The organism is Exiguobacterium sp. s160 (genome assembly GCF_018617575.1).
GTDB lineage: Bacteria > Bacillota > Bacilli > Exiguobacteriales > Exiguobacteriaceae > Exiguobacterium > Exiguobacterium aestuarii_A.
This window is the reverse complement of sequence record NZ_JACSKK010000001.1, coordinates 1-21879: the sequence shown is the minus strand read 5'-3', so window position 1 is coordinate 21879 and position 21879 is coordinate 1. Positions and strand designations below refer to the sequence as shown.

Genomic DNA, 21879 nt, shown 5'->3' with positions numbered 1-21879 from the left:
ATACATAGGAAAAGAGAGCCGCAGCCCTCTTCATCTCGTGCGTTAATTCGATGGTGTCTCCAATTTCACTTTCAAGGAGGCACCCGTCTTGACAGGTTTCCCTTTGCCAATCGATTGCGATGTGACAAATCCGGTACCATCGATTTCTAAATTTAATTGATAAAGCGTCGCTAAACGTTTTACATCTCGTAACGACCACCCTTTTAATGTTGGCATCGTAAACGAATTACTCGTTTTTAGCAACAGTCGCTCACCGACGACATAAGATTGTCCTTTTACAGGACTTTGAGCCGTCACTTCATCCCCGTCACCTAAGACGATCGGATTGAATGAGCTGTCAGTCGCCTCTTTTACGACATCTTCACGGTTTTTACCGATGTACGATGTCGTCGTCTTTGTCGAGGCATCGACTGCTTTTTCTTGTTTTTCAGGTTCGACACTCCGGTATCGTAACGCGACATCCATCACATCTTTGAAGAGTGGCGCCATGATGCGTGGTCCCGTTGTCGACGAGTCACTGTTCGGACGATCGACTGCGATATACATGACGAGTTCCGGATCGTCTTCCGGTGCCATCCCGACGAATGAGTGAATGTACTGTCCGCTCAAATACTTTCCGTTCTCAGCGATTTGGGCAGTACCCGTCTTCCCGACCACTTGATAGTTATCTAACGCATACAATTGGCCTGTTCCCACATCGCTATTGACGACACCGTCAAGTGCTTCACGCGTCTTTTTCGCAGTCTCTGCAGTGATCGGTTGACCGACCTCTTTCGGGTTCGTCGTTCGAATCGTTTCGCCCGTCTCGCTGTTGACAATCTTCTTAATGACGTGCGGTTGTTTCATCGTGCCGTCCGTTGCAATCGCAGATGTCGCCTGCAAGATTTGCATCGGTGTCACCGCGGTCGATTGTCCCCAAGCTGTGATCAAGACGTTCATCGGACTCTCGAAGTCGAATTGACTGTTTACCTCACCAGGTAAATCAATTCCGGTCCGTTGATCGAACTTGAACGCTTTGAAGTAATCTTCATAGCGACTGAGACCGAGTCGTTCGTTCGCTAAAATCGAGAACGCGACGTTCGACGAGTGCCAGACGCCTTCTACCATAGGAATGGTACCCCATCCGGTAATGTTGTAATCATTGAATACCGTCTTGCCGTACTTGTATGAACCAGACTTGTACAATTCATTTGGGTTATATACGCCCTCGTTGATTGCAGCCGCCAACGTGAAAATTTTCATCGTTGACCCTGGCTCAAAGCGAGACGAGACCGAGAAGTTACTGTATGAGGAAATCTCACGCGTATTCGGGTCGAAAGATGGACGGTCCGATAAGGCGATAATCTCCCCTGTTTTCGGATCCATGATGATGGCCGTCGCATTTTTCGGTTCATACTCCTCATATAACTCATTCATCTTCGTCTCGAGCAGCTGTTGAATCCGATGATCAATCGTCAGTTGCACATCAGCCCCGTCTTCTGGCTCGATTTTTAATTGTTCATCGCTCGAGACGAGTTCACGCCCCGCCAAATCTTTCTCAAATCGGTACAAGCCATATGACTCACTTAAAATGTCGTTGAGCGATTTTTCGATCCCGAGTTCACCGACGAGCTCAATCCGACCGTTTTGGTCAATCTTTTGCGCATAGCCGATGACCGAAGATGCGAATACTTTATTCGGGTAGTAACGTTTCGGTTCTTCGACGAACGTGATACCCGGAAGTTCAAACGCTTCGATCTCTTCTTTTTGTTCAACGGTCAAATCACGCCCCGGAACACCGAACTCGATCTGTCCACGGTCGACATTTTGCTCAAGTCGCTTCAAGATGTCGGCCTCTGTCATCGGAAGCACGGTAGCGAGTTGTTTTGCGGCTTCTTCGAACTCGTTTGGCATGAGCGTTTTTCCTTCGACCCGTTCGCCGCCAAGTTTTAACACGGCGACAAGTCGATACGATGGAATGTTGATGGCAATCGGTTGACCAAAACGGTCGTACACTTCGCCTCGTTCGGCTTCTAACGTACTGACTGCCTTCCATCGTTGCTCTTCAGCGAACGCCAACATATTCTCGCCTTTATATGTATGCGTGACAGACAAGTAAAGAAACCATCCGACAAAAAATAAAAAGAGCGGGGTGAAGCAGACAATCGCTACCCACGCCACTCTTTTTTTACTCTGTTGTAGAGAATTCATCAATCAATCACCTTGACGTTCTTCTCATTGAATTTCATTCCGAGTTTCTCGGCAATCGCGTAAATTCGTTCTGGCGAGCTTAGTTGGGCGATTTCATACTTTAGTTCTTCGTTTTCTTTTGCAACCCCATTTACCTGCTGGTTGACGGCTGCCGTATCACGCATAATGTTATACGCTTCGTTGTGTTTTGACACCGTGATGCCACCGAACATGACCACTGAACCAATCATCACTGGATACAGGATCGATTCAAACAAGGTCAACGTGCGTCGTTTTGGAGCAGGTATTGGTCGTTCTTGCGGAATCGGATTTCGATTCGGTGTAACTTGAGGCTGCAACGCCTTACGGGCAGCTTCTGGCATCAGGTATCCCTCCTACAAAGTGATTATTTTTGTTTTTCGGCCACTCTCAGTTTTGCCGAGCGTGAACGACGGTTATCTTCGAGTTCTCCTTCACTCGCCACGATTGGTTTGCGTGTGATCAATTTGAGTTCAGGTTCGAACTCTTTCGGAATGACCGGCAATCCTGGTGGTAACGGCGGGTGTTGGCTCCGTTCTTTAAACACTTGTTTACAAATTCGATCTTCTAATGAATGGAACGTAATGACACAGATGCGTCCGTTCACTGCGAGTAAATCAATCGCATCTTGAACGGCACGGTCGAATACGTTCAACTCGTCATTGACGGCGATTCGAATCGCTTGGAACGTTCGTTTCGCTGGATGACCGCCTTTGCGTCTTGCTGGTGCAGGAATCGCCTCTTTAATCAAGTCGACAAGCTCAAACGTCGTCTCAATCGGTTTATCGGCACGGGCTTGCTCAATCTTTCGTGCGATTTGTTTTGAAAACTTTTCCTCCCCGTATGTAAAGAAAATACGAGCAAGTTCTCCAAACGACCATTCATTCACAACATGATAAGCTGAAAACTCTCGCGAGCGATCCATTCTCATATCGAGCGGCGCGTCGTAGTTGTAACTGAATCCACGTTCTGCCTCATCAAGCTGTGGCGATGAAACGCCTAGGTCGAATAGTACGCCGTCCACTTTCGTCACGCCATGTTGGGCGAGCTCTTCTTTCAAGTGAACGAAGTTGCTCTTTATAAACGTCACACGGCCTTCATAAGGAGCCAATCGCTCTTTCGCGTGCGCGAGTGCGACGTCATCTTGGTCGAACGCATATAGTTGTCCCGTCGTTAAACGCTTTGCGATTTCTTCACTATGACCCGCTCCACCTAACGTACAGTCCACATATACCCCATCTGGTTTGATGTTCAATCCCTCAATGGACTCCATTTTTAAAACCGTTTCATGCTCAAACATTCAAAAAACCCTCTCAACCTACATATTTCAACTGTTTTATTACACTTACTTTATCATAAAAATGTCAAGGTCCGTACAGGTTTTTAGCGAAAAGAGGAAACAAAAAGGTAACAACAAAAAAAAGCTCCTGACAAATGTCAAGAGCTGTTCAAAAAAAGGTTATACCTTGAACAAACATCGCTCCGCTTCCGATTGCTCATAAGCGTGCTTCATCCGCTCAAAAACGTCGAGACCATGACGATTCAACATTGGAACCATCGATAAAATACGCTCCTGAGGTGCATTCATCGGGAAGAGTCGAGTCGAAAGCTGAATACGTCGCGCGTTCAATCGATATTGGTCACGCTTCGCCTCGGCACGCATCTCATCTGCCAACCGTTCGAGAACGTGTCTCGACTTCGTCTCAAATCGTCTGCCGTGACTGCGGGCTTCCTGGCTGACCGCCTCCGTGAGTGTCCGATACGCATATAACTTCGCTTCAAACGCCTCATCATCAAACGGATGATCAGGTAGCGGTTGCTTCATATATTCCTCAAGTGTGACGCCTTCTTGTCGTAATTTCTTTTCATCGTTACTCGAGACGATTAACCCACCGAGACGAGGTAATAGGAGCGGCATTTTCCATCCAAGCTCGTGGAATAACGGACGGAGTTGTAGCCAGTAAGCGATTTCCCCAGGACCAGCGACATAGCCGAGCGTCGGAAATAAATAGTCTTGCATGAGCGGTCGAGAGACGACGTTGTTTGAAAAGCGTTCCGGGTGTGCCTCGATTTCATTGAGCAATTCGGTCTCCGTGAATCGATGTCCACGTTTTGTCGTGTACACCGAGTCGGTTTTTGTGAGCAACTCACGCGTCCCGTCATGGTAAAAGAGATGTGCTGCCTCTTTATTCAACTCGACGGATGGCATGCCGTCTTCAAAGGCATGTTCAAGCGCTTGTTGGAATGCGTCATGTTGTTCAATCAGTCGACGGAACATCGGACGTTCAAGTGCGCGGACGTCACTCGCGTGCGGGTCAAACAATAAAAAGTCGTTCCCTACGAAACGGCGCATCATCCCTCCGAAAAACTGCGCGAACGAATGACTTTCTTGAATGAGTTCAATCAGCTCCTGATACAGACGTAATGTATGGGGCGTCTCCGTCTCGTTCAACAACATCCGCTGCGCCATTTGTACCAGCTCAAGTTTCACTCGGTCGAACTCAAGCTCCCCTACAGATGCTTTTCCTGCTAGCGGAAGCGTGGATAATGCATCTTTTTTTAACGTTCTTGAAAACGTCTGGGTCGTGAAGACATGATTGATTTCCGCGAAGTCATGATCTTCCGTCGCCATCCAAAAAATCGGAAGGACCGGTTTGCCGAGCTTCGATTCCGCCTCTTTCGCTCGTTTGATGACCGCTAGCAATTTGTATACAGCGAATAGAGGACCTCCGTACACGCCGACTTGTTGCCCGGTCACCATGACGTATGCTTCACGCTGTTCGAGCAAATCGAGATTCGCTGATAGACGTTCCGATAGTTCCCCGAACTGCCGTTGCTGCTGTTTTAAAATGTGGACGAGTTCATGGAGATGGTCGTATGAGCGTCCTGCAATCTCCGTTGCGCGCTTCTCGACTTCATCCATGCCTCGATAATCGAGCCAGCGCCCGTACCCTTCTTCAATTTGTATCATCGGGGATGTGGGTGCATATAGGGCATCAAATGCTTCTACCTTCACGTATAACAACTTCCTTTCAATCAATCAACGAATCATTTCTTGGGCCACGCCGATCGCAAACAAAATCGCATGCGTCGGGACTAGGAGTAAAAAGAGCAAGCGCCAGCCGTGGACGAACATCTTCGTGAACAACACTTCCTCATAACGAATCCGCTGCCAGATCGCATTGATCGGAAAGATGGCGCAACATGCCGCAAGCAATAGAAGAAACACTTCCGTCCCGAAGATGGCCTCAAGTAAAACGCCGCATGCATAGAACCAGAGTACGACCCCGGCATCGCAGGCGAGTTTGAATGAGTTGATTGATTTCGGCATAATTTTTCTAAGTATCATATACACCATAAACCATAAGATGAGTGGAAATGAAACGATATACACTAGCACGATGCGCTCGCTCCTATAATCAGTTTATGTAGCAATGGGATGACTGTAAGTGAAATCTTCATTTGTTCGGCTTTCTCAATCACTGGTTTTAGAATCGCATCCACTTCTGTCGGTCGACCTTCTTCAAGATCACGTAACATGGAAGAACGATTCTCGGCAGTGCGTTCGATGATCGACTCGATATAAGTATACGAGACACGCTTTGAAAATAGCGGCGTTAGTTCTTCGTAGATGGAATGCGCAATCTCACGATATGGCGCGTTTGCGAGCGCACCATTCGGAACACGGCATAATGCTGTGATGGGGTTGATGATGGCATTCGCGAAGAGTTTTTCGATCACGACTTGTTCGATGTCTTCTTCCCAGATGACCTGAAGGGGACTATCTTGAAGTGTGATCGGAAGGAGACCTGTCATACTCCCGATTCGAATACGTCCGAGTCCACGATGTTCGATGGTGTTTCCTTGTTTCGTCACCCCGTGTTCGACGACACCTAAATGAAATCCACGTTGTTTCGCATAATCTAGATGGGCAATCCCGTTCGAGCAAATGAAGACAGGAACCGCTCCAGAGAGTCGTGCCGTAGCCTGTTCGACTTGATGGGCTTTCGTCGTGACAAAAAAGAGATCTTGGTCAGTTTCTTCTAATGTCGCACTAGATTGTAGCGATACATATGCTGATCCATTCGTCATACCCGTTCGTGTGATTAAAATCTTTTCAGGTGATCCGCTTCGTCCATATACCGTCACCTCATAATCATCAGCGAGCAAGGATGCCATCAATAGTCCGACCGCCCCGTTCCCGATGATGCCAATCCGTTTGATGGAGTTCATACATGCTTTCCTCCTGAATAGAACTATTTTCGCACAAAAAGTTTACCACATCTTTTCGCCATGACCCAAAAATGACAAACAAAAAAAGAAGTGACCTGATATCAGATCACTTCTTCTCGCATTATTTGCTTGTTACTTCTTTACCGTTGTAATGTCCGCAAGATTTGCAAACACGGTGTGAAAGTTTCATTTCGCCACAGTTCGGGCACTCGTTCATACCAGGTACGTTGAGTTTGAAGTGAGTACGACGAAGACGTTTGCGAGTTTTCGACGTTCTACGGAATGGTACTGCCATCGTTGTCCACCTCCTTGAAAAGTTAACCTTCCTCGTTCTCTTTTTTCGAGAACAGGTCGGCCAGTCCCGCGAATCGCGGGTCAATTTTTGGTTGGGCATCCGGCTGTTCGTCAGTGAGCGTCCAGCCTTCCCCTTCAACCTGAGTTTTGTCTGTTTCGTTCCCATAAACTTGCATCGGGACGTCTAACATGATGAGCTCTTTTACAATCGGTACAAGACTGATTGTATTTCCTTCTGGCAAATTCACGTCATCGAATTGCTCCGTATAACGCCCATTCTCCAAAAAGAAAGGCTCGAGCGATTCAATATCAAATTCATAAGTGACGTCTTCTAACGTTCGCGCATCTGGCAACGTCAGATCACCTTGAATCTTCAGATTGAATGTAACTTGATTAGATGTGAACGATGCATCCCCGTGCACATGCACCGGGCGAATCGAACGGATATCCGGATGGAGCTGAGTCAGCTCTGGTAGTTCTACCATCTCATCGATCGTAAAACCGTCACCCTGGTTTCGGAGCTTAAGTAGCTGTGCAATAGACCATTTCATCCGAATCACCTCAATTGCAACAATATGAATTATAGATAGGCCAACTTGTTTTGTCAATGTTTTTTCTTTACACTAAAATCAGTTGACGACGGCGCTTTGCCAAAGCGTACTTACTCATCTTACACCAATCCATACGACAATGCAAAGGAGTAAATCATGCAAAAGACGGCCATTATCGCAGAGTACAATCCGTTTCACAACGGACACTATTATCAAGCGCAAACCGCACGTCAAGAAACCGGGGCTGATGCCATGATTGCCATCATGAGTGCCCAGTTCACTCAACGAGGAGAACCAGCCTCATTCGATAAGTGGAAACGGGCAAGAGCGGCCGTCGAGAGCGGGGCAATCGACCTCGTCGTCGAACTACCGACCAAGTATGGGGTACAACGGGCGGATCGCTTCGCCATGTCTGCCGTCTCAATCGCCGAACAACTCCGATGCCAAACGCTATCGTTCGGAAGCGAAAGCGGAGATGTCGACGCCATTCTTCATGCAGCGCAGTCAAATGTCGAAGAGACACCTCTATATAAAGAGGCACTCCACCAAGCGCTACAAGAGGGTCATTCGTCGGCGCAAGCTTCAAGTCGGGCTTTCCGTACCGTCTATCCGTCGTTTGATTTGACACGCCCTAACAATATTTTGGCGTATCATTACGCCAAAGCAGCAAAGACGATTCAGTTACATACGGTGAAGCGTCTCGGGGCAGATTATCACGACACCTCACTCACAGACGTCATGTCGGCCACCGGCATCCGGGCCCATTACCTAGAAACGGGTGAAGTTCGTGCCGTTCCGGCATCGACAGAAGCGATGTTCCAGTCGCAATCAATGACGCATTGGGAACTGTTTTGGCCCGTCTTACAATACAAACTCCGCACGTTGCCGCTCCATACGTTGAGCGAGCTCGTCGGCATTGACACGTCCCTCGCACCTCGCCTTAAACGAGCCGGATTCGAAACATCGTTTGAACATGCCCTCACATCCGTTTCGACACGTCGCTATACACGCACATCGATTCAACGAGCGTTCGTGTCCATTCTTCTGCACTGGTTAAAAGAAGAAGCACCGACTCGTTTTGATGATGTCCCCTACGTGAGACCGCTCGCGTTTAATGACATCGGTCGTGTGGCATTACGGGATGTGAAACAAGAATTGCCGCTCATCGGTAAGTACGATGAACGGCTCGATTTTGAAGCTCGTGTCACTGAGGCGTATCGACTGCCGCTTCATAACGACACATTGATTGAACACCGCCAGCGACCTCAGTTCATCTCTTCTAAATAACGGATTGCATCTTCGACCGTCTTAACAGGGACGACTTCTATGTCACTGTCGAGACGGTCACGCGATTCAAGCGCTTCCTCATAATTGGAACCGGCCGGGACGAAAAAGACTTCTGCCCCTTCCTCTTCCGCTGCGACAATCTTTTGCCACGCGCCTCCGATTGGTCCGACATTTCCTTCTTCATCGACGGTTCCCGTGCCAGCGATCCGCTTTCCGTTCGCCAAATCTCCCGGCGTCAGCTGGTCATAAATTTCTAACGTGAACATCAATCCTGCGGACGGTCCCCCGACATTCGTCAAAGCGACATCGACTTTAGGGTCTGCTGTGATTTCCTGGACAGGGAGTGGCTCATATATACCTATCCCGACGCGGTCACCACTTTGGTCAATCGGTTGAATGAGCGTCTGCACGACACGTTCCTCCCCATCTCGCTCAATCGTCAACTCGACTTCATCACCAGCATCCGATTCCATCACCCGATTTAAAAAGTCCATACGTGTCGCAAATGACATGCCGTCGATTGCCGTAATGACATCGCCCGGCTTTAAGACGTTGGCGGCGAGAGAGCCCGGAATCGGCGCAGAGACGTAAATTCCTTCAAAATCGACCGCTACTTCTTCGTCAGCGAGCTCATAAGCATATTGGATTGCCGCTTGTTGAGAGGAGTCCATCAAAAGTTGTTGACGTCTGTCGTAGTCCGCCTCGCTTTCTCCATCGTATAAATAACGACTAGTTAAATTGGCTTCTGTGAACGGTGTGACCCAACTCTCCACTAACCAAAACGGTGTCGCTCTCCGTTGCGAGATGGTCACCATCATCAGTTCCCCTTCATCCTTTTCGCCACCTTCGACGGTCAGGAACTCTTCAATCGACGTCGCCGCACCAGGTGATGAAATGTAATAAGGGAGCGGAACGAAGAGAAATAGAAGAACAGTGACGAGCAGACCAAGCCCGATTTTTAGTGATTTCATTGTCCCGAACTCACTTGATACTTTTTACGTAACGCGACTTCGACTTGCTCTGGGACGAGTTCACTGACTGATGCGCCATATTTCGCTACTTCTTTCACGATAGATGAGCTAAGGAATGAGTACTGACTGTTCGTCATCATAAACAATGTTTCCACGTTCTCATTCAATTTCTTATTGATTGATGCGATTTGAAGTTCGTATTCAAAATCAGATACGGCCCGTAATCCACGCACAATCGTTGCCGCTTCTCGCTCTGCAGCATACTCGACGAGAAGTCCACCGAACGCGTCAGCCGACACGTTCGGAAGATGTGTCGTCACCTCTCGGATGAGTGCTAATCGTTCTTCCACATCAAATAGTGGGGCCTTGCTGGAATTTTCAAGGACGGCGACAATGACTTCGTCAAAGATCGCCGCCGCTCGTTCGATAATGTCTAAATGTCCATTAGTGATCGGGTCAAAGCTCCCCGGGCAAATCGCAATCCGCTTCATTTGTTTCACTCCTCAATCGATGCATACTCATAAAAGCTGATGGTGATCACCTCTGAGTATCGCTGTTCTTTAATTCGTTCAAGTCGTCCGATACGTTCCGGTAATGTCACGTCGCTCCCGTGTTCACAGACGATGACGCCAACATCGATCAACATGTCAGCTTCATCAATCAATCTTAAGAAAGCCTCGTGCTCTTCCGCATGATACGGGGGATCCATAAAGATCAGCTTGAACTGTTCCTTCTGTGCGCGAAGCTGTTCGAGCACCGCCTTGGCGTCTTGACGATACACGTTCGCCTTCTTTTCGTAGTGGGTCGCCCGCAAGTTTTCTTGAATCGTTTGCACGGCTTTCGGTTGACGGTCGACAAACACCGCTTCGTCACACCCTCTTGACAACGCCTCGATGCCAAGTCCACCACTGCCCGCATAGAGGTCTAACGCTTTCCCACCAGAAAAATAGGGTCCAATGATGTTGAATAACGATTCCTTTACTTTATCTGTTGTCGGCCGCGTAGCCGTTCCTGGGACCGCCTTTAAACGGGTCCCTTTTCGTTCTCCAGATATGACACGCATGTCTTTCCCTCCAGCAGAAAAGATGAAGGTGATGCCACCTTCATCTTTTTGTTTATTTCGATTTTGTCTCGTACGTTTCGGAAATGAATGGACGCTCGCTCCGAACGACCGCTTCCACGAACGGCAATGCCTTTACTTGTTCGAGTACAGCTTCATGACCTTCGAGGTCTGTATAAAGAAACGCATACTTCTCTCGTTTTGAGACAAAGTACAGATTCGCATAACGTCTTAACGCTTTCACTTGTTTCAAGGAATTCACGTATACGACGAAACCGATCCGTTCATTCAACTTAGACGGCGCATCCACAACTTCCGCCTCCTCCGCAACTGCCACCACCGGAACATCCACCTTCGTCAAAGAATGGATTACCAGTCGGGACCTTGATTTTAGGAGAGACTGAATGAGCTAATAGTTCACTCACTTCCCCTAACAACTTATCCAAGCTTCGTTCTGCTTTTTTGAACGCAGCAATTTCCGGCTGAACGTCAAGACGACGTTTGATGAGATGCATCTCTTTTTTGATGCGGTCGTGGTCCGGATGGTGCTTCCCGAACCGCTGGACGTACTCATAGTCCTCTTTCATCTTTAGGAACTCGCGCTCGATTTCCTTCGCTTCTTGTGATGCGAGACGTGTCGCTTTCGTTTGAATATATGTTTGAAACGATTCGCTTGCTTCAATCAAATCGGTCAATTCTTCAGTTTGATCGAGCAGGGCAATCGTCTGTTCAGTGATTATCATACCCCTCACCCTTTCTGCCATGATTTTACCACAATTGTTTCCCTATGTAAGCAATCCACACTATAATTGAAGTTGACCGCAAGGCGTTCAATGTAGAAAGGAAGTGAATAGACGTACCCAGTGCGTCTGTATATGAAAAAAGTTTCTTTTAATATGATTCGATCAGCCGGAATCAAAACGGATTATGCGAAGCCTGAATATTATTATGATCAACTCGATAAAGTACGCGAAGCTGACCTCGTTTTGTTCCCCGAGTACTGGATGATCAACTCCATCATTTACGGAATGAACAAAGCCATTTTCCCATCTCCGGCGACATATCATCTCGGGCACGACAAAATCGAGATGACACGTGCCTTTAAAGCGACGTACCCTCACCGTATTCCGAAGACGCTCATTTACGGAAAAAATCCATACACGATTGAACGCGTGTTGGAAGAGTTCCACTATCCGTTCGTTGCCAAAAAAGCCAAATCCTCGATGGGACAAGGGGTATGGTTGATTAAGAACGACCAAGACTGGTTAGAGTATGTCGAGAACCATGATACGTTCTATGTCCAAGAGTTCATCCCAAATGATCGTGATTTACGAGTCATCATTATTGGTGAAGAAGTCGTCGGTGCGTATTGGCGCGTCAGTGAGGCGTTTTTGAATAACGTCGCCCAAGGAGCTAACTTCTCGTACGAAGACATTCCTGAAGACGTCGTCAAAGAAGTTCAATCGATTGCGAATACGTTGCACATCAACCACGCAGCGTTTGACGTTATCGTGACGGAAGAAGGATTCTATATTTTGGAATTCAACGTCTTTTTCGGTTCGGAAGGACTGCTCCCACTCGGGGTAAAACTCCCTCAAAAAATCGAAGAATATTTATCTACATTAAGCTGATCAATCGTTCATCTTTTTTTCACAATTTGAACACACGTTATTCCAAGAACGTTTTTGAATATGGTATGATGACATATGAGGTTTATTCGAAAAGGGGGATTATGATGAAATTTGAGCAGTTCCACATCGAGGGAAAAGAAATCCGTTTTGGTTTGCTCGAGACGATCATGGATCATCATCATTTCATCCGTGAAGGTGCTTGGGATTATGAGCGTGCCACGTATGATATGAAATATGAGAAACAATCGACTGGCGAAACATTCTATCTTCGCTTACCTGTATACGCTATTGAAGGTCAAATCGAAGATCGTCACGCTGTTGTTAAAATGCTTACACCGATTTTAGGGAAGCATTATTATCCACACGGTGTTGAATACGATGAAGTCTTCCCAGAAGAAATCGTCCGCGACTGCGAACGTCGCCTGAAGGCACTCGCAGAAACACTAGAAGTCAAACCCCTTGCATAAGCAAAGGGGTTTCTTTTTGGGCTATATCGGAGGTTCACAGCCTTGAAGAATTCAATCTATCTTGAAAAAGAGAGTAACCGGTTATGCATCGGAGCATCACGCATCCAGTTAAAAATGATTCATCTTCCTGATTCAATTCATGAATTGGAACAAATGATTTTTTCTGAATCAATCCAGACTCTTTATATCTAAACTTATCAAATGAAAGATAGAGATTTATTAGAGCCTCAAGCAATCAGCAATATCCGACCCCAATGGAACGAGTCATTCAGGACACACATCGTACTTTCCAATGAAGCAGATTTAGATGACTTTGAAAATGGATATTGCTTCTTCGCAGAACTTTTTCATGATCCACAAAAAAATAGGATATTAATCCTTTATCAAGCTCACTAAAAAATAGGATATTAATCCTTTATCAAGCTCACTAAAAAATACGATTATAAAACAAAGCCCACAGAAGCAAATCCGCTTCTGTGGGCTTATATTAATTGGTCGCAATGATGGTCAGCGTCACATCGACCTGACCGAGCAATAAATCAAATTGGTCTCGAACGTAGCGATACAAGCGCTCCGCCTCGACGAGTGGTAAAGATGCAATGATTTGATAATCATAATGGTCTTTCGATCGAGACACGACTTTCACTTCTTTTAAGCCGAACTCAATGGCGCTACATGCGATCAAATCCTCAATCGCCCGTTCCGCGATCGTCACGTCTCCGTATGAATAGTCATTCCCAATCACAGCCATCGTATCGTTCATGGTGATCACTCCTTTTCATTCGCGAGTACTTTAACGTCCTCCATGATAGATTCGATATCAACGGGTTCATCCCCTGCTGTCGCCATCTGAGCGACGGCACGAACATCATGATGACGGTCGATGACGTACATCGTCGTCGCATGCGTCACAAGCCCGCTGTTCGCCTTCGAATAATAAAATTGCAGCTGTCGTGTGATTCGGTCAATGTCGACCTGGTCACCCGTCAACATCTTCCATCCGTTTGGCTCCGCCTGGAACGCTTCCCCGTAGTTTTTGAGTACAGGGACCGTGTCCACTTTCGGGTCGACCGTGATAGCGACGAGCTCTACGTCTGAACCGTATAGATTCTCTGCCTTCAACTCTTTCTCAAGCTTCATAAAATCACGTAGCGTGAGCGGACAAATATCAGGGCAGTTCGTATAAAAGAATGTGACAATTTTTACTTTTCCATTATCGGAATTGTATGTCTCATCATTTAATGCGTTCGTCAATGTGAACGGGGTTGGCTCTTGGATGACCGGCAAGTCATCTTCGTTAAAGAATATAAAATACACGGCTACTCCGATGACAACGAGCGTTAGGACGGTCAAACCGACCGTCATATAGCTATTCCGTTTCATACAACTCTCCCTCTCTATGGATCATCCTCCGATTATTGCGCGGAATACGTTCGTCGTTTCACCCGGGTCATAAGCCACATAGAGAAGGATATAAACCGTCACACCTGTAATCGCTGTGAAGAACCAAATCACTGATGCTTTCGGTCCGATTTTACGGTGTTTCTCAATCTTGTTTTTATAACCGAGATACAAGGTGATCAATCCAAGGACACCACCTGTAGTCGCGAGTAGGATATGGAAGATCATAAAGCCGAGATAGAACGGTTTGACAGAATCCGGTCCGCCGAATGCCGTATTCCCGACAAAAATCGTGCGTGAGACGTAAAGGATAAAGAACGTCGTCGCTGCAATCGCGGCCGCCGTCATCACTTTCTTATGTTTTTCGATGTTGCTACGGTCTTTTGCGATAATCACCCATCCGATGGCGACAAGAATCGCACTGATGACGATGAATGACACACTAATTAAGGCAAGATAGTTCATCAATGTTTCCCCTTTTGTTCTGTTTAATTTTTCTCATTTGTTTCTTGCGGAGTGAAAGACATGCCTTCATCGAGCGCAAGCGATTTCGTACGGCGTACCCAACCAAAGAACGTCCAGCCGAAGAAGAAGCCGTAGACAATCTCTTGACCAAGTTTCATCAAGACGCCACCGAACCGTTGATCTTCGAGTGCACTGTTCGTCGCTCCCATGAGCGCCTCTAAGTTAATCCCCGACACGTCCCCATTCGGTAGACAGTATCCAAGTACCCTAGCGAACGTCTCCGGGTCCGTATACGCGTTATATAGCGTCGTTTGACTGAAGATGATGAGCGCACAGGCTGGTGTTAACAACACTCCGTTGGCGATGATATACACCATTCGTTTTAAGTCGGACATACCTTCCTCTTCGTCCGTCACTAGCGGAACGATGACCGGGTACCACATCGTCAAACTAAAGACGACTAATGCACCGTGGAAGATGCGGTGTACGCCATAGTTCGTCAAGACATAGTCAAATACGACCGGCATGTGATAAATCGAGAACAATGCGTTGAATAAAATGAGCGCGATGAGTGGTTTTGTTAAAAACTTAAACGTTGGCCCAATGAATTTGAAGCTAAGTACTTTTTCAAACACCCAGTACGGTAGACCATAAACGACGAGTGCCGGTGCCAAAATATAGACGAGCACCATTTGGAACATATGCACCGATAAAATGATATGTGCCAACACATCAATTGGACTTCCGAAACCGATATAATACAAGACAATCGCAAACAACATACTAAACTTTTGTAATAACGTGGTCGAGGCATATCCTCGCTTCGCCATTCTCTCTGTCACGACGGCGTATAACACATAAATCCCGACCATGAGCAATCCGAACAGCGGACTCCATAACGTGAGCCAATCAAATTGATTGAGCAGCTCCGACGTATTCCAGAGCATCCGTTCACCCCTTTTCTTTCTCTCCCTAACCTTTGAAACCGTTCACTTCAAGATTACTATTCATTCATTTTTGAAGTAAAGGAAAAAGGACCGAATCATCCGTGTTTCCACAGATGTTCAATCCTTTGTCACAATTACCAAATGAGTAAGCGTAGTGCAGCGACCGTGATGATGGCGACGAAGATGCCTAACCACATCATGCCGACGATCCATGTGTTCCCACGGTTATTCATATGCATGAAAATATACAACTGAAGGAAGACTTGGATGACTGCCAAGATGATTAAGAAACCACCAGCTGCCCAGACTGGCATCAGTTCCGCATAGACGGCACCGAATGCCACGAACGTGAGTAAAATCATCATGGCGAAGCTGATCAACTGAAGTTGATACTCGCGTTTCGATTCTGCTTTTACTTCAAGTTCTAATTGTTTGTGTGATTCGTTCATTGCTCGTTTTTCCATATTAGTTCACCATCCCTAAGAGGTAGACGATTGAGAAGATGAAGACCCAAACAACATCGATGAAGTGCCAGTATAGACTTGATACATAAAACTTCGGTGCGTTGTACACATCGATTGGACGGTTCCAGTTACGAATCAAGAGTGTCGTGATCCAAAGAAGACCGAACGTAACGTGTGCGCCGTGGAAGCCGACCAACGTGTAGAAGGCTGAACCGAATGCGCTCGACGTGAACGTGTGACCGATGTGGTAGTAGTGAATGAACTCGTAAATCTCAGCACCGAGGAATCCTGCACCAAGAAGGAGCGTCACAATCAACCAAAGCTTCATACGCCCTGGGTTGTTTGCTTTCATGTTCATCATCGCAAGGACACTTGTCAGTGAACTTGTGAGGAGGAGCATCGTCATGATGAAGACGAGCTCCATTTCAAAAATGTTATACGAGCGTAACTCCTCTGGCGCACCAGAGTTCAAGAGACCAACGTACGTTCCAAAGAGCGAGGCGAAGAGGACGGTCTCTCCACCAAGGAAGAACCAGAAGGCCACATATTTATTTTTCCCTTCCAGTGTTGCTTTCTCTGGATTGGCCGGGATACCGGTCACTGGGTGTTTTTCTACTGCATGTGCCATTTATTGTTCTCCTTTCTCACGAATCGCTTTCAAGTCTGCTTCGACTTGTGACTTCGGAATGTAGTAGCCGTGATCGTCAATCCAAGAACGTAGGAACATCGAGACGAACGTCATCGCTAATCCAAATCCGATCAATGACCAACCGACGACTGTGTTATCCATCTGGAAGATGGCACCGAGTCCTGCGATAAAGAGGCCGAGTGACATGAAGAACGGAATGAGCGAGTTGTTCGGCATGTGGATGTCCGAAACTTCTTCAGCGACTGACACACGTTTGTTGCCTGCCATTTTCTCGAGCCAGAACGTATCAAGTCCTTTAACGAGTGGCGTTTGTGCAAAGTTGTACTCTGGAGTTGGAACAGGAAGTGTCCACTCAAGCGTACGTCCGTCTTCCCAGTGGTCTGGTTTGACGCGTTCTTTTGACAAGAAGGCTTTCACGACAGCGATGAGCAAGACAATCGTTGATACACCCATGAAGAATGCTCCAGCTGTCGAGAGCATGTTAAGCGTATCCCAACCTTGACCACCGAGATATGTGAAGACTCGACGTGGCATACCGAACAATCCGAGGAAATGTTGCGGGAAGAACGTCAAGTGGAAACCGATAAAGAACAACCAGAACTGCCAGTATCCAAGCTTTTCAGAAAGGGCTTTTCCGAACATGAGTGGGAACCAGTAGTAAAGACCTGCGAAGAGACCGTATACAACCCCACCTACGATTACGTAGTGGAAGTGAGCGACAACGAAGTAGCTGTCGTGGTACTGATAGTCAGCCGGTGCGACTGAAAGCATAACCCCTGTCATCCCACCAACGAGGAATGAAGGAATGAACGCGACTGAGTAAAGCATCGCCACGTTAAATTTAATTTGACCGCCCCACAGTGTGAAGAGCCAGTTAAAGATTTTAACACCGGTCGGTACAGCAATCGCCATCGTCGCAACAGCGAAGATTGAGTTCGCAACTGGACCAAGACCGACTGTGAACATGTGGTGAACCCAAACCATGAATCCAAGGAAACCGATGAGCATTGTCGCGAAGACCATCGTCGTGTAACCGAAGAGGCGTTTACGCGCAAATGTTGGAATGATTTCCGAGAAAATACCGAATGCCGGTAAGATCAAAATGTATACTTCCGGGTGACCGAAGATCCAGAAAAGGTGTTCCCAGATGACAACGTTCCCACCGAGTGCTGGGTCGAAGTATGCGGCTCCAAAGAGTCGCTCAAACATCAACATGAACAATCCGACCGTAAGTGGCGGGAATGCGAAGACGATCAATGCCGATGCAACGAAAGTCGTCCATGTGAAGAGCGGCATGCGCATGAGCTTCATACCTGGCGCACGCATGTTCAAGATTGTGACGAGGAAGTTAATCCCGGCCATCAATGAACCGAAACCTGAAATCTGAAGACCGAGGGCGTAGAAGTCTACCCCTGTTGCTTCCGGTTGAGTCGAAAGTGGAGCGTAAGCTGTCCACCCTGCGTTCGGTGCTGCTCCGAAGAACCAGCTCAAGTTAAGCATGACTCCACCGAAGAAGAACAACCAAAAACCTAATGAGTTAATGAATGGGAACGCAACGTCGCGTGCCCCGATTTGAAGTGGTACGACGGCGTTCATGAAACCGAATAGCATCGGCATCGCCGCTAGGAAGATCATTGTCGTCCCGTGCATCGTAATTAATTGGTTAAACGTTTCACCGCTGACGAAATCGTTCATTGGTTTAACAAGTTGCCAACGAATCAGTAATGCTTCAATTCCACCGAGAAGGAGGAAGAAGATTCCTGAGAACAAATACAAAATACCGATTTTTTTGTGGTCAACCGTCGTAATCCAATCCATGATGCCATTGTATTTACGCGATTGCTGCATTGCAGTGGTCTGTGCCACGTGAAATCCCCCTTTTCCCGTTAGTCAATCTTCTGCTCATACAAGAAGTCAACGAGTGCGTCTAATTCTTCGTTGCTGATTTGACCTTCATTGAAACCTGGCATGAGAGCCCCTTGTTTCTTATCTTGCGGGTTACGAATCCACTCTTTCAAGTTGTCCTCGTTGTTTTCGAGGTAACCTGCGAGCCATTCGCGATCGCCGAAGTTCGTTAAACTTGGTGCAACTTTACCGCCGCCGTGACAACTCAAGCAGCTTTGAACATACACTTCTTCACCTGTCGTCAAGTTCGTGTTGTCTGCGACGAGTTTCTCACCGTTCTCGTCTTGCTTGGCTTTCATGTCAGCGAGCCATTGATCATATTCTTCTTGCTCGAGCGCGATGACTTTAAAGTCCATAAGGGCATGTGACGGACCGCAAAGCTCTGCACATTTCCCGTAATAAGTACCTGGTTCATTTGCATGTAACCACATTTCGTTATCAAGTCCTGGGTTCGTATCTGTTTTACCAGATAAAGCTGGTACCCAGAATGAGTGAATGACATCTTTTGATGTCAAGTTGATGCCGACTCGTTTTCCAACTGGGATGACGAGTTCTTGACCTGTCACAACACCTGCTTCTGGATATTCAAATTCCCACCAGTACAAGTTTGCTGTAACGTTGATTTCTTCTTCTTTTTTCGCTTCTTTCGCTTTCGCGAGTTCGACAGTCGTTGTGATTGTCGGAACAGCGAGAATGATGAGAAGGATAATCGGAACGACTGTCCAAATCATCTCAAGTGTACTGCTACCTTCAACTTGCTTCGGAATCGATTCATCTTTCCGACGGAACTTCATGAGCACGTACACGTAAATGACCGATACGATGATGAGTACGAAGAGCATGATCGCCAAACTGATGAGAATGATGCGGAGCTGAAGCTCAGCGCCTTCTCCCATCGGCTTCAATGCAGACAATCCCTCTTGACCGCAACCTGACAACAGGACTGCGAACATCATCATCGGGACGATGCCAAACAGAAGCTTCTTAAATGATTTCACAACAATCCCCACTTTCTCCCAAAATGATGTGTAATGGTTTTCTATATAGTGAGTGCAATCATCAGAGTGCTGTCAAAATCAGCGCGATAATCCACACAACTAAATAAATTAATGAATAGAAGAACATTTTGTTTGCCCACTTAATTTCGTCCTCAGCATTGAATCCTTTCAATCCGAGATACAACCAGTAGCCCCCTAAACCGGCTGCGACTGTCAAGTAAACAAGACCATAGTGCATAAATAAGAGCGATGCCGGAATCAGCGTCGCAATCCACCAGATGATTTGCCGTTTTGTGATGGCAAATCCGTTCACGACCGGAAGCATCGGAATGCCTGCCGCTCGATACTCTTCCGTGCGTCGCATAGCGAGCGCTAGGAAGTGAGGTGGTTGCCATAAGAACATGACAAGAAACATGAGCCACGCATCGATATGAAGTGCCGGGTCAAGTGCTGCCCAACCGATGAGCGGTGGAACGGCTCCCGAAATACTACCGACGACCGTATTGAGCGTACTCGTACGCTTCAGCCACATCGTATAAATCACGACATAAAAAAATGCCCCGATTAAACCGAATACAGCGGCGACGTACGATACAAGGAGCAATAACAGAGTTCCTAACGCAAGTTGTGTCAATCCGAGGAGTAAAATCTTCTCCCCTGAAATCTTGCCGTTTACACTCGGTCGATTGTCCGTACGATCCATTAAGTAATCGATATCTCGGTCCACAAAGTTGTTTAGGTAACAACTCCCCGAAATCACGAGTGCGCTTCCTAACATCGTTAATAAGAGCTGTGGCCAAACTTCAAACAAATAAAGGACTGGCGTATCGCTCTGATACGTCGCTGCCACGAAGAAACCTGCAAACACCAACATCAAGTTGGCGCGAACGATTCCCATTTTCGCTAAGGCGACGTAATCTCGGAATGACGTTGACTCTGTATATTCTACATCTACAGTCATTCCTGGGTTGACTTTTGTCATACTGACCCCCCCACATAATCACGAAATCCTCGCATTCTCTTCACAGAAAAAACACAATATGAACAAAATACACTTAACTCTCTACAAAGATACCATATTTTTTTATAAAATACGCCCTTTATGCTTGTAAAATAGCGAGTTTTTTGTGTCAATAGTGTGATATTTGTCACACCTTATGTGCCTTACTAATATTAGAATAACGTTTTTGATAACGATTGCAAGCTTTTCCATTTCGTTTTTTGAACGGAAAGCCGTATAATAAGTATGGCGAAAAAAATATAAATAAACAAGGTACATTTTTAACGGATTTTGATTAGAAGCAGGTGGTATTGCATGCATAAAAAACTCGCGTTTTTCTCAGGGTTTGTCACCCTCGGAATGATGCTTGTCCTCATCATGGGTGGAACCGTGACGAAGACAGACTCAGGGGATGGTTGTGGGACAGACTGGCCACTCTGTCACGGAAAATTGATTCCAACTAACCCAAGTGTTGAAACGATGATTGAGTACAGTCACCGAGTCGTCTCTGGCTTTGAAGGTCTTCTCATCATCGCACTCGCGATTTGGACGTTCATCGCGGTCAAACATCGTGTCGATGTGAAAATCTTTGCTTTTCTCGCATTTATCTTTATGCTCATCCAATCGATCATTGGAGCGGGGGCAGTCGTTTGGCAACAATCAGATGCCATCTTGGCCCTTCATTTCGGGATTTCTCTCGTTTCGTTCGCATCGCTACTCATTTTGACGATTCTGTTATTCGAGGGTGACCGGGAACATAAAGTCGTATCGAGACGGTTGAGAGCCCACCTTTACGGCCTTTCGATTTACACGATGATCGTCGTTTACACAGGAGCCTATGTCCGTCACCTCGGTGCTACATACGCTTGTGTCGGTTGGCCGATTTGTGAACAAGAAGTGTGGACGTTTGAATCGTATGTTCAAATGGGTCACCGTGTGATGGCAGGACTACTCGTCTTGTACACGCTATATGTTCTTTATCTCGCTCGAAAAGAGATGAACAAGATCATCCAACGAGGTATGATGGCATCTCTCTTCTTCATCCTCCTTCAGGTAGGAACTGGCGCATGGATTGTACTCGGCGGGCATGCCACATATGTGCCGCTCCTCCATGCATTCTTGATCACTTGCTACTTTGGCATTCTATCTTACTTGTCTTACCACGCTTACCGTTCGACGGACCGACAAAGTGATTCACAATTGAAAGACATGAATGGGTAAGTAAAAAAAGCGCCGCGGCGCTTTTTTGTTTACAATTCTGTGAACTACTCGCCACTTATTTGCTTCGCAAATTGAAGGGGGAGCTTCTTGGGAAGACCGTGCTCTTACCAGCCACGATTGTTTACCA

Annotated in this window: 26 protein-coding genes; 4 read left to right on the top strand and 22 right to left on the bottom strand. The window is 46.8% G+C overall.

Annotation, left to right across the window (positions count from 1 at the left end):
• Nucleotides 1-42: 42 nt before the first annotated feature.
• The 8 genes from KNO86_RS00130 to KNO86_RS00095 form a co-directional block, all read right to left on the bottom strand.
• Nucleotides 43-2190: a penicillin-binding protein gene (locus KNO86_RS00130; RefSeq protein ID WP_214691758.1), complete on the bottom strand. Its 2148-nt coding sequence runs from the start codon at nt 2188-2190 to the stop codon at nt 43-45.
• Entirely contained in the window at nt 2190-2552 is a 363-nt protein-coding gene (ftsL, locus tag KNO86_RS00125) for a cell division protein FtsL (RefSeq protein ID WP_214691757.1), read from the bottom strand. The genes KNO86_RS00130 and ftsL overlap by 1 nt, the downstream gene beginning before the upstream one ends.
• A gap of 23 nt (nt 2553-2575) precedes the next feature.
• Nucleotides 2576-3508, bottom strand: coding sequence for a 16S rRNA (cytosine(1402)-N(4))-methyltransferase RsmH (rsmH, locus tag KNO86_RS00120; protein WP_214691756.1), 933 nt, complete (start codon nt 3506-3508; stop codon nt 2576-2578).
• A 159-nt stretch (nt 3509-3667) separates the two neighbouring features.
• The gene (bshC, locus tag KNO86_RS00115) at nt 3668-5224 is read right to left on the bottom strand and encodes a bacillithiol biosynthesis cysteine-adding enzyme BshC (protein WP_353047392.1); all 1557 of its coding nucleotides are present in this window, start codon (nt 5222-5224) and stop codon (nt 3668-3670) included.
• A gap of 24 nt (nt 5225-5248) precedes the next feature.
• On the bottom strand, nt 5249-5608 hold the full coding sequence (locus KNO86_RS00110; protein WP_214691755.1) for a DUF3397 domain-containing protein: 360 nt from the start codon (nt 5606-5608) through the stop codon (nt 5249-5251).
• On the bottom strand, nt 5602-6441 hold the full coding sequence (locus tag KNO86_RS00105) for a 2-dehydropantoate 2-reductase (protein WP_214691754.1): 840 nt from the start codon (nt 6439-6441) through the stop codon (nt 5602-5604). The genes KNO86_RS00110 and KNO86_RS00105 overlap by 7 nt, the downstream gene beginning before the upstream one ends.
• Nucleotides 6442-6562: 121 nt before the next feature.
• Nucleotides 6563-6736 carry a 50S ribosomal protein L32 gene (rpmF, locus tag KNO86_RS00100; protein WP_015881300.1) on the bottom strand — a complete coding sequence of 58 codons (174 nt, stop codon included), beginning with the start codon at nt 6734-6736 and terminating at the stop codon, nt 6563-6565.
• 22 nt (nt 6737-6758) lie between these two features.
• Nucleotides 6759-7286, bottom strand: a complete 528-nt coding sequence (locus tag KNO86_RS00095) for a YceD family protein (protein ID WP_074034907.1) — start codon at nt 7284-7286, stop codon at nt 6759-6761.
• A 156-nt stretch (nt 7287-7442) separates the two neighbouring features.
• Here KNO86_RS00095 and KNO86_RS00090 point away from each other — a divergent pair, with 156 nt between their 5' ends.
• On the top strand, nt 7443-8573 hold the full coding sequence (locus tag KNO86_RS00090; RefSeq protein WP_214691753.1) for a tRNA(Met) cytidine acetate ligase: 1131 nt from the start codon (nt 7443-7445) through the stop codon (nt 8571-8573).
• On the opposite strand, the gene KNO86_RS00085 is transcribed toward KNO86_RS00090, so the two are convergent.
• The 5 genes from KNO86_RS00085 to KNO86_RS00065 are packed head-to-tail and all read right to left on the bottom strand — an operon-like array spanning nt 8552 to nt 11347.
• The gene (locus KNO86_RS00085) at nt 8552-9544 is read right to left on the bottom strand and encodes a SepM family pheromone-processing serine protease (RefSeq protein WP_214691752.1); all 993 of its coding nucleotides are present in this window, start codon (nt 9542-9544) and stop codon (nt 8552-8554) included. The two genes, KNO86_RS00090 and KNO86_RS00085, sit on opposite strands and share 22 nt — an antisense overlap.
• Entirely contained in the window at nt 9541-10035 is a 495-nt protein-coding gene (gene coaD / locus KNO86_RS00080; RefSeq protein WP_214691751.1) for a pantetheine-phosphate adenylyltransferase, read from the bottom strand. Before coaD ends, KNO86_RS00085 begins: the two co-directional genes overlap by 4 nt.
• A gap of 5 nt (nt 10036-10040) precedes the next feature.
• The gene (gene rsmD, locus KNO86_RS00075; RefSeq protein ID WP_214691750.1) at nt 10041-10607 is read right to left on the bottom strand and encodes a 16S rRNA (guanine(966)-N(2))-methyltransferase RsmD; all 567 of its coding nucleotides are present in this window, start codon (nt 10605-10607) and stop codon (nt 10041-10043) included.
• A 52-nt stretch (nt 10608-10659) separates the two neighbouring features.
• Entirely contained in the window at nt 10660-10944 is a 285-nt protein-coding gene (locus tag KNO86_RS00070) for a YlbG family protein (protein ID WP_243834772.1), read from the bottom strand.
• Nucleotides 10898-11347 (bottom strand): YlbF/YmcA family competence regulator, encoded by a 450-nt coding sequence (locus KNO86_RS00065; RefSeq protein ID WP_214691749.1) that lies wholly within the window; start codon nt 11345-11347, stop codon nt 10898-10900. The genes KNO86_RS00070 and KNO86_RS00065 overlap by 47 nt, the downstream gene beginning before the upstream one ends.
• Before the next feature lie 153 nt (nt 11348-11500).
• On the opposite strand from KNO86_RS00065, the gene KNO86_RS00060 reads away from it, so the two are divergent.
• Nucleotides 11501-12235: an ATP-grasp domain-containing protein gene (locus tag KNO86_RS00060; RefSeq protein ID WP_251126852.1), complete on the top strand. Its 735-nt coding sequence runs from the start codon at nt 11501-11503 to the stop codon at nt 12233-12235.
• A gap of 104 nt (nt 12236-12339) precedes the next feature.
• Nucleotides 12340-12702 (top strand): YugN family protein, encoded by a 363-nt coding sequence (locus KNO86_RS00055; protein WP_015881291.1) that lies wholly within the window; start codon nt 12340-12342, stop codon nt 12700-12702.
• A 487-nt stretch (nt 12703-13189) separates the two neighbouring features.
• Here KNO86_RS00055 and KNO86_RS00050 read toward each other — a convergent pair whose 3' ends face one another.
• The 9 genes from KNO86_RS00050 to cyoE all read right to left on the bottom strand — a co-directional run bounded on the left by KNO86_RS00050 (nt 13190) and on the right by cyoE (nt 20513).
• On the bottom strand, nt 13190-13465 hold the full coding sequence (locus tag KNO86_RS00050) for a hypothetical protein (RefSeq protein WP_214691747.1): 276 nt from the start codon (nt 13463-13465) through the stop codon (nt 13190-13192).
• Between the two features lie 5 nt (nt 13466-13470).
• Nucleotides 13471-14085, bottom strand: a complete 615-nt coding sequence (locus tag KNO86_RS00045; protein ID WP_214691746.1) for an SCO family protein — start codon at nt 14083-14085, stop codon at nt 13471-13473.
• Between the two features lie 21 nt (nt 14086-14106).
• A complete protein-coding gene (locus KNO86_RS00040) occupies nt 14107-14568 on the bottom strand; it encodes a DUF420 domain-containing protein (protein WP_214691745.1) in 462 nt (153 codons plus the stop codon).
• Nucleotides 14569-14591: 23 nt separating this feature from the next.
• Nucleotides 14592-15515: a cytochrome c oxidase assembly protein gene (locus KNO86_RS00035; RefSeq protein ID WP_214691744.1), complete on the bottom strand. Its 924-nt coding sequence runs from the start codon at nt 15513-15515 to the stop codon at nt 14592-14594.
• 134 nt (nt 15516-15649) lie between these two features.
• Complete coding sequence (locus KNO86_RS00030) at nt 15650-15979, bottom strand: cytochrome C oxidase subunit IV family protein (protein WP_214691743.1); 330 nt, start codon at nt 15977-15979, stop codon at nt 15650-15652.
• Between the two features lies 1 nt (nt 15980).
• A complete protein-coding gene (locus tag KNO86_RS00025) occupies nt 15981-16607 on the bottom strand; it encodes a cytochrome (ubi)quinol oxidase subunit III (protein WP_015881284.1) in 627 nt (208 codons plus the stop codon).
• The gene (gene ctaD, locus KNO86_RS00020) at nt 16608-18476 is read right to left on the bottom strand and encodes a cytochrome c oxidase subunit I (RefSeq protein ID WP_214693950.1); all 1869 of its coding nucleotides are present in this window, start codon (nt 18474-18476) and stop codon (nt 16608-16610) included.
• A gap of 38 nt (nt 18477-18514) precedes the next feature.
• Nucleotides 18515-19492 (bottom strand): cytochrome c oxidase subunit II, encoded by a 978-nt coding sequence (coxB, locus tag KNO86_RS00015; RefSeq protein ID WP_074035327.1) that lies wholly within the window; start codon nt 19490-19492, stop codon nt 18515-18517.
• Between the two features lie 100 nt (nt 19493-19592).
• Entirely contained in the window at nt 19593-20513 is a 921-nt protein-coding gene (gene cyoE / locus KNO86_RS00010; protein WP_214691742.1) for a heme o synthase, read from the bottom strand.
• A 333-nt stretch (nt 20514-20846) separates the two neighbouring features.
• Here cyoE and KNO86_RS00005 point away from each other — a divergent pair, with 333 nt between their 5' ends.
• Nucleotides 20847-21752 (top strand): COX15/CtaA family protein, encoded by a 906-nt coding sequence (locus KNO86_RS00005; protein WP_214691741.1) that lies wholly within the window; start codon nt 20847-20849, stop codon nt 21750-21752.
• The last annotated feature ends 127 nt before the right edge of the window (nt 21753-21879 follow it).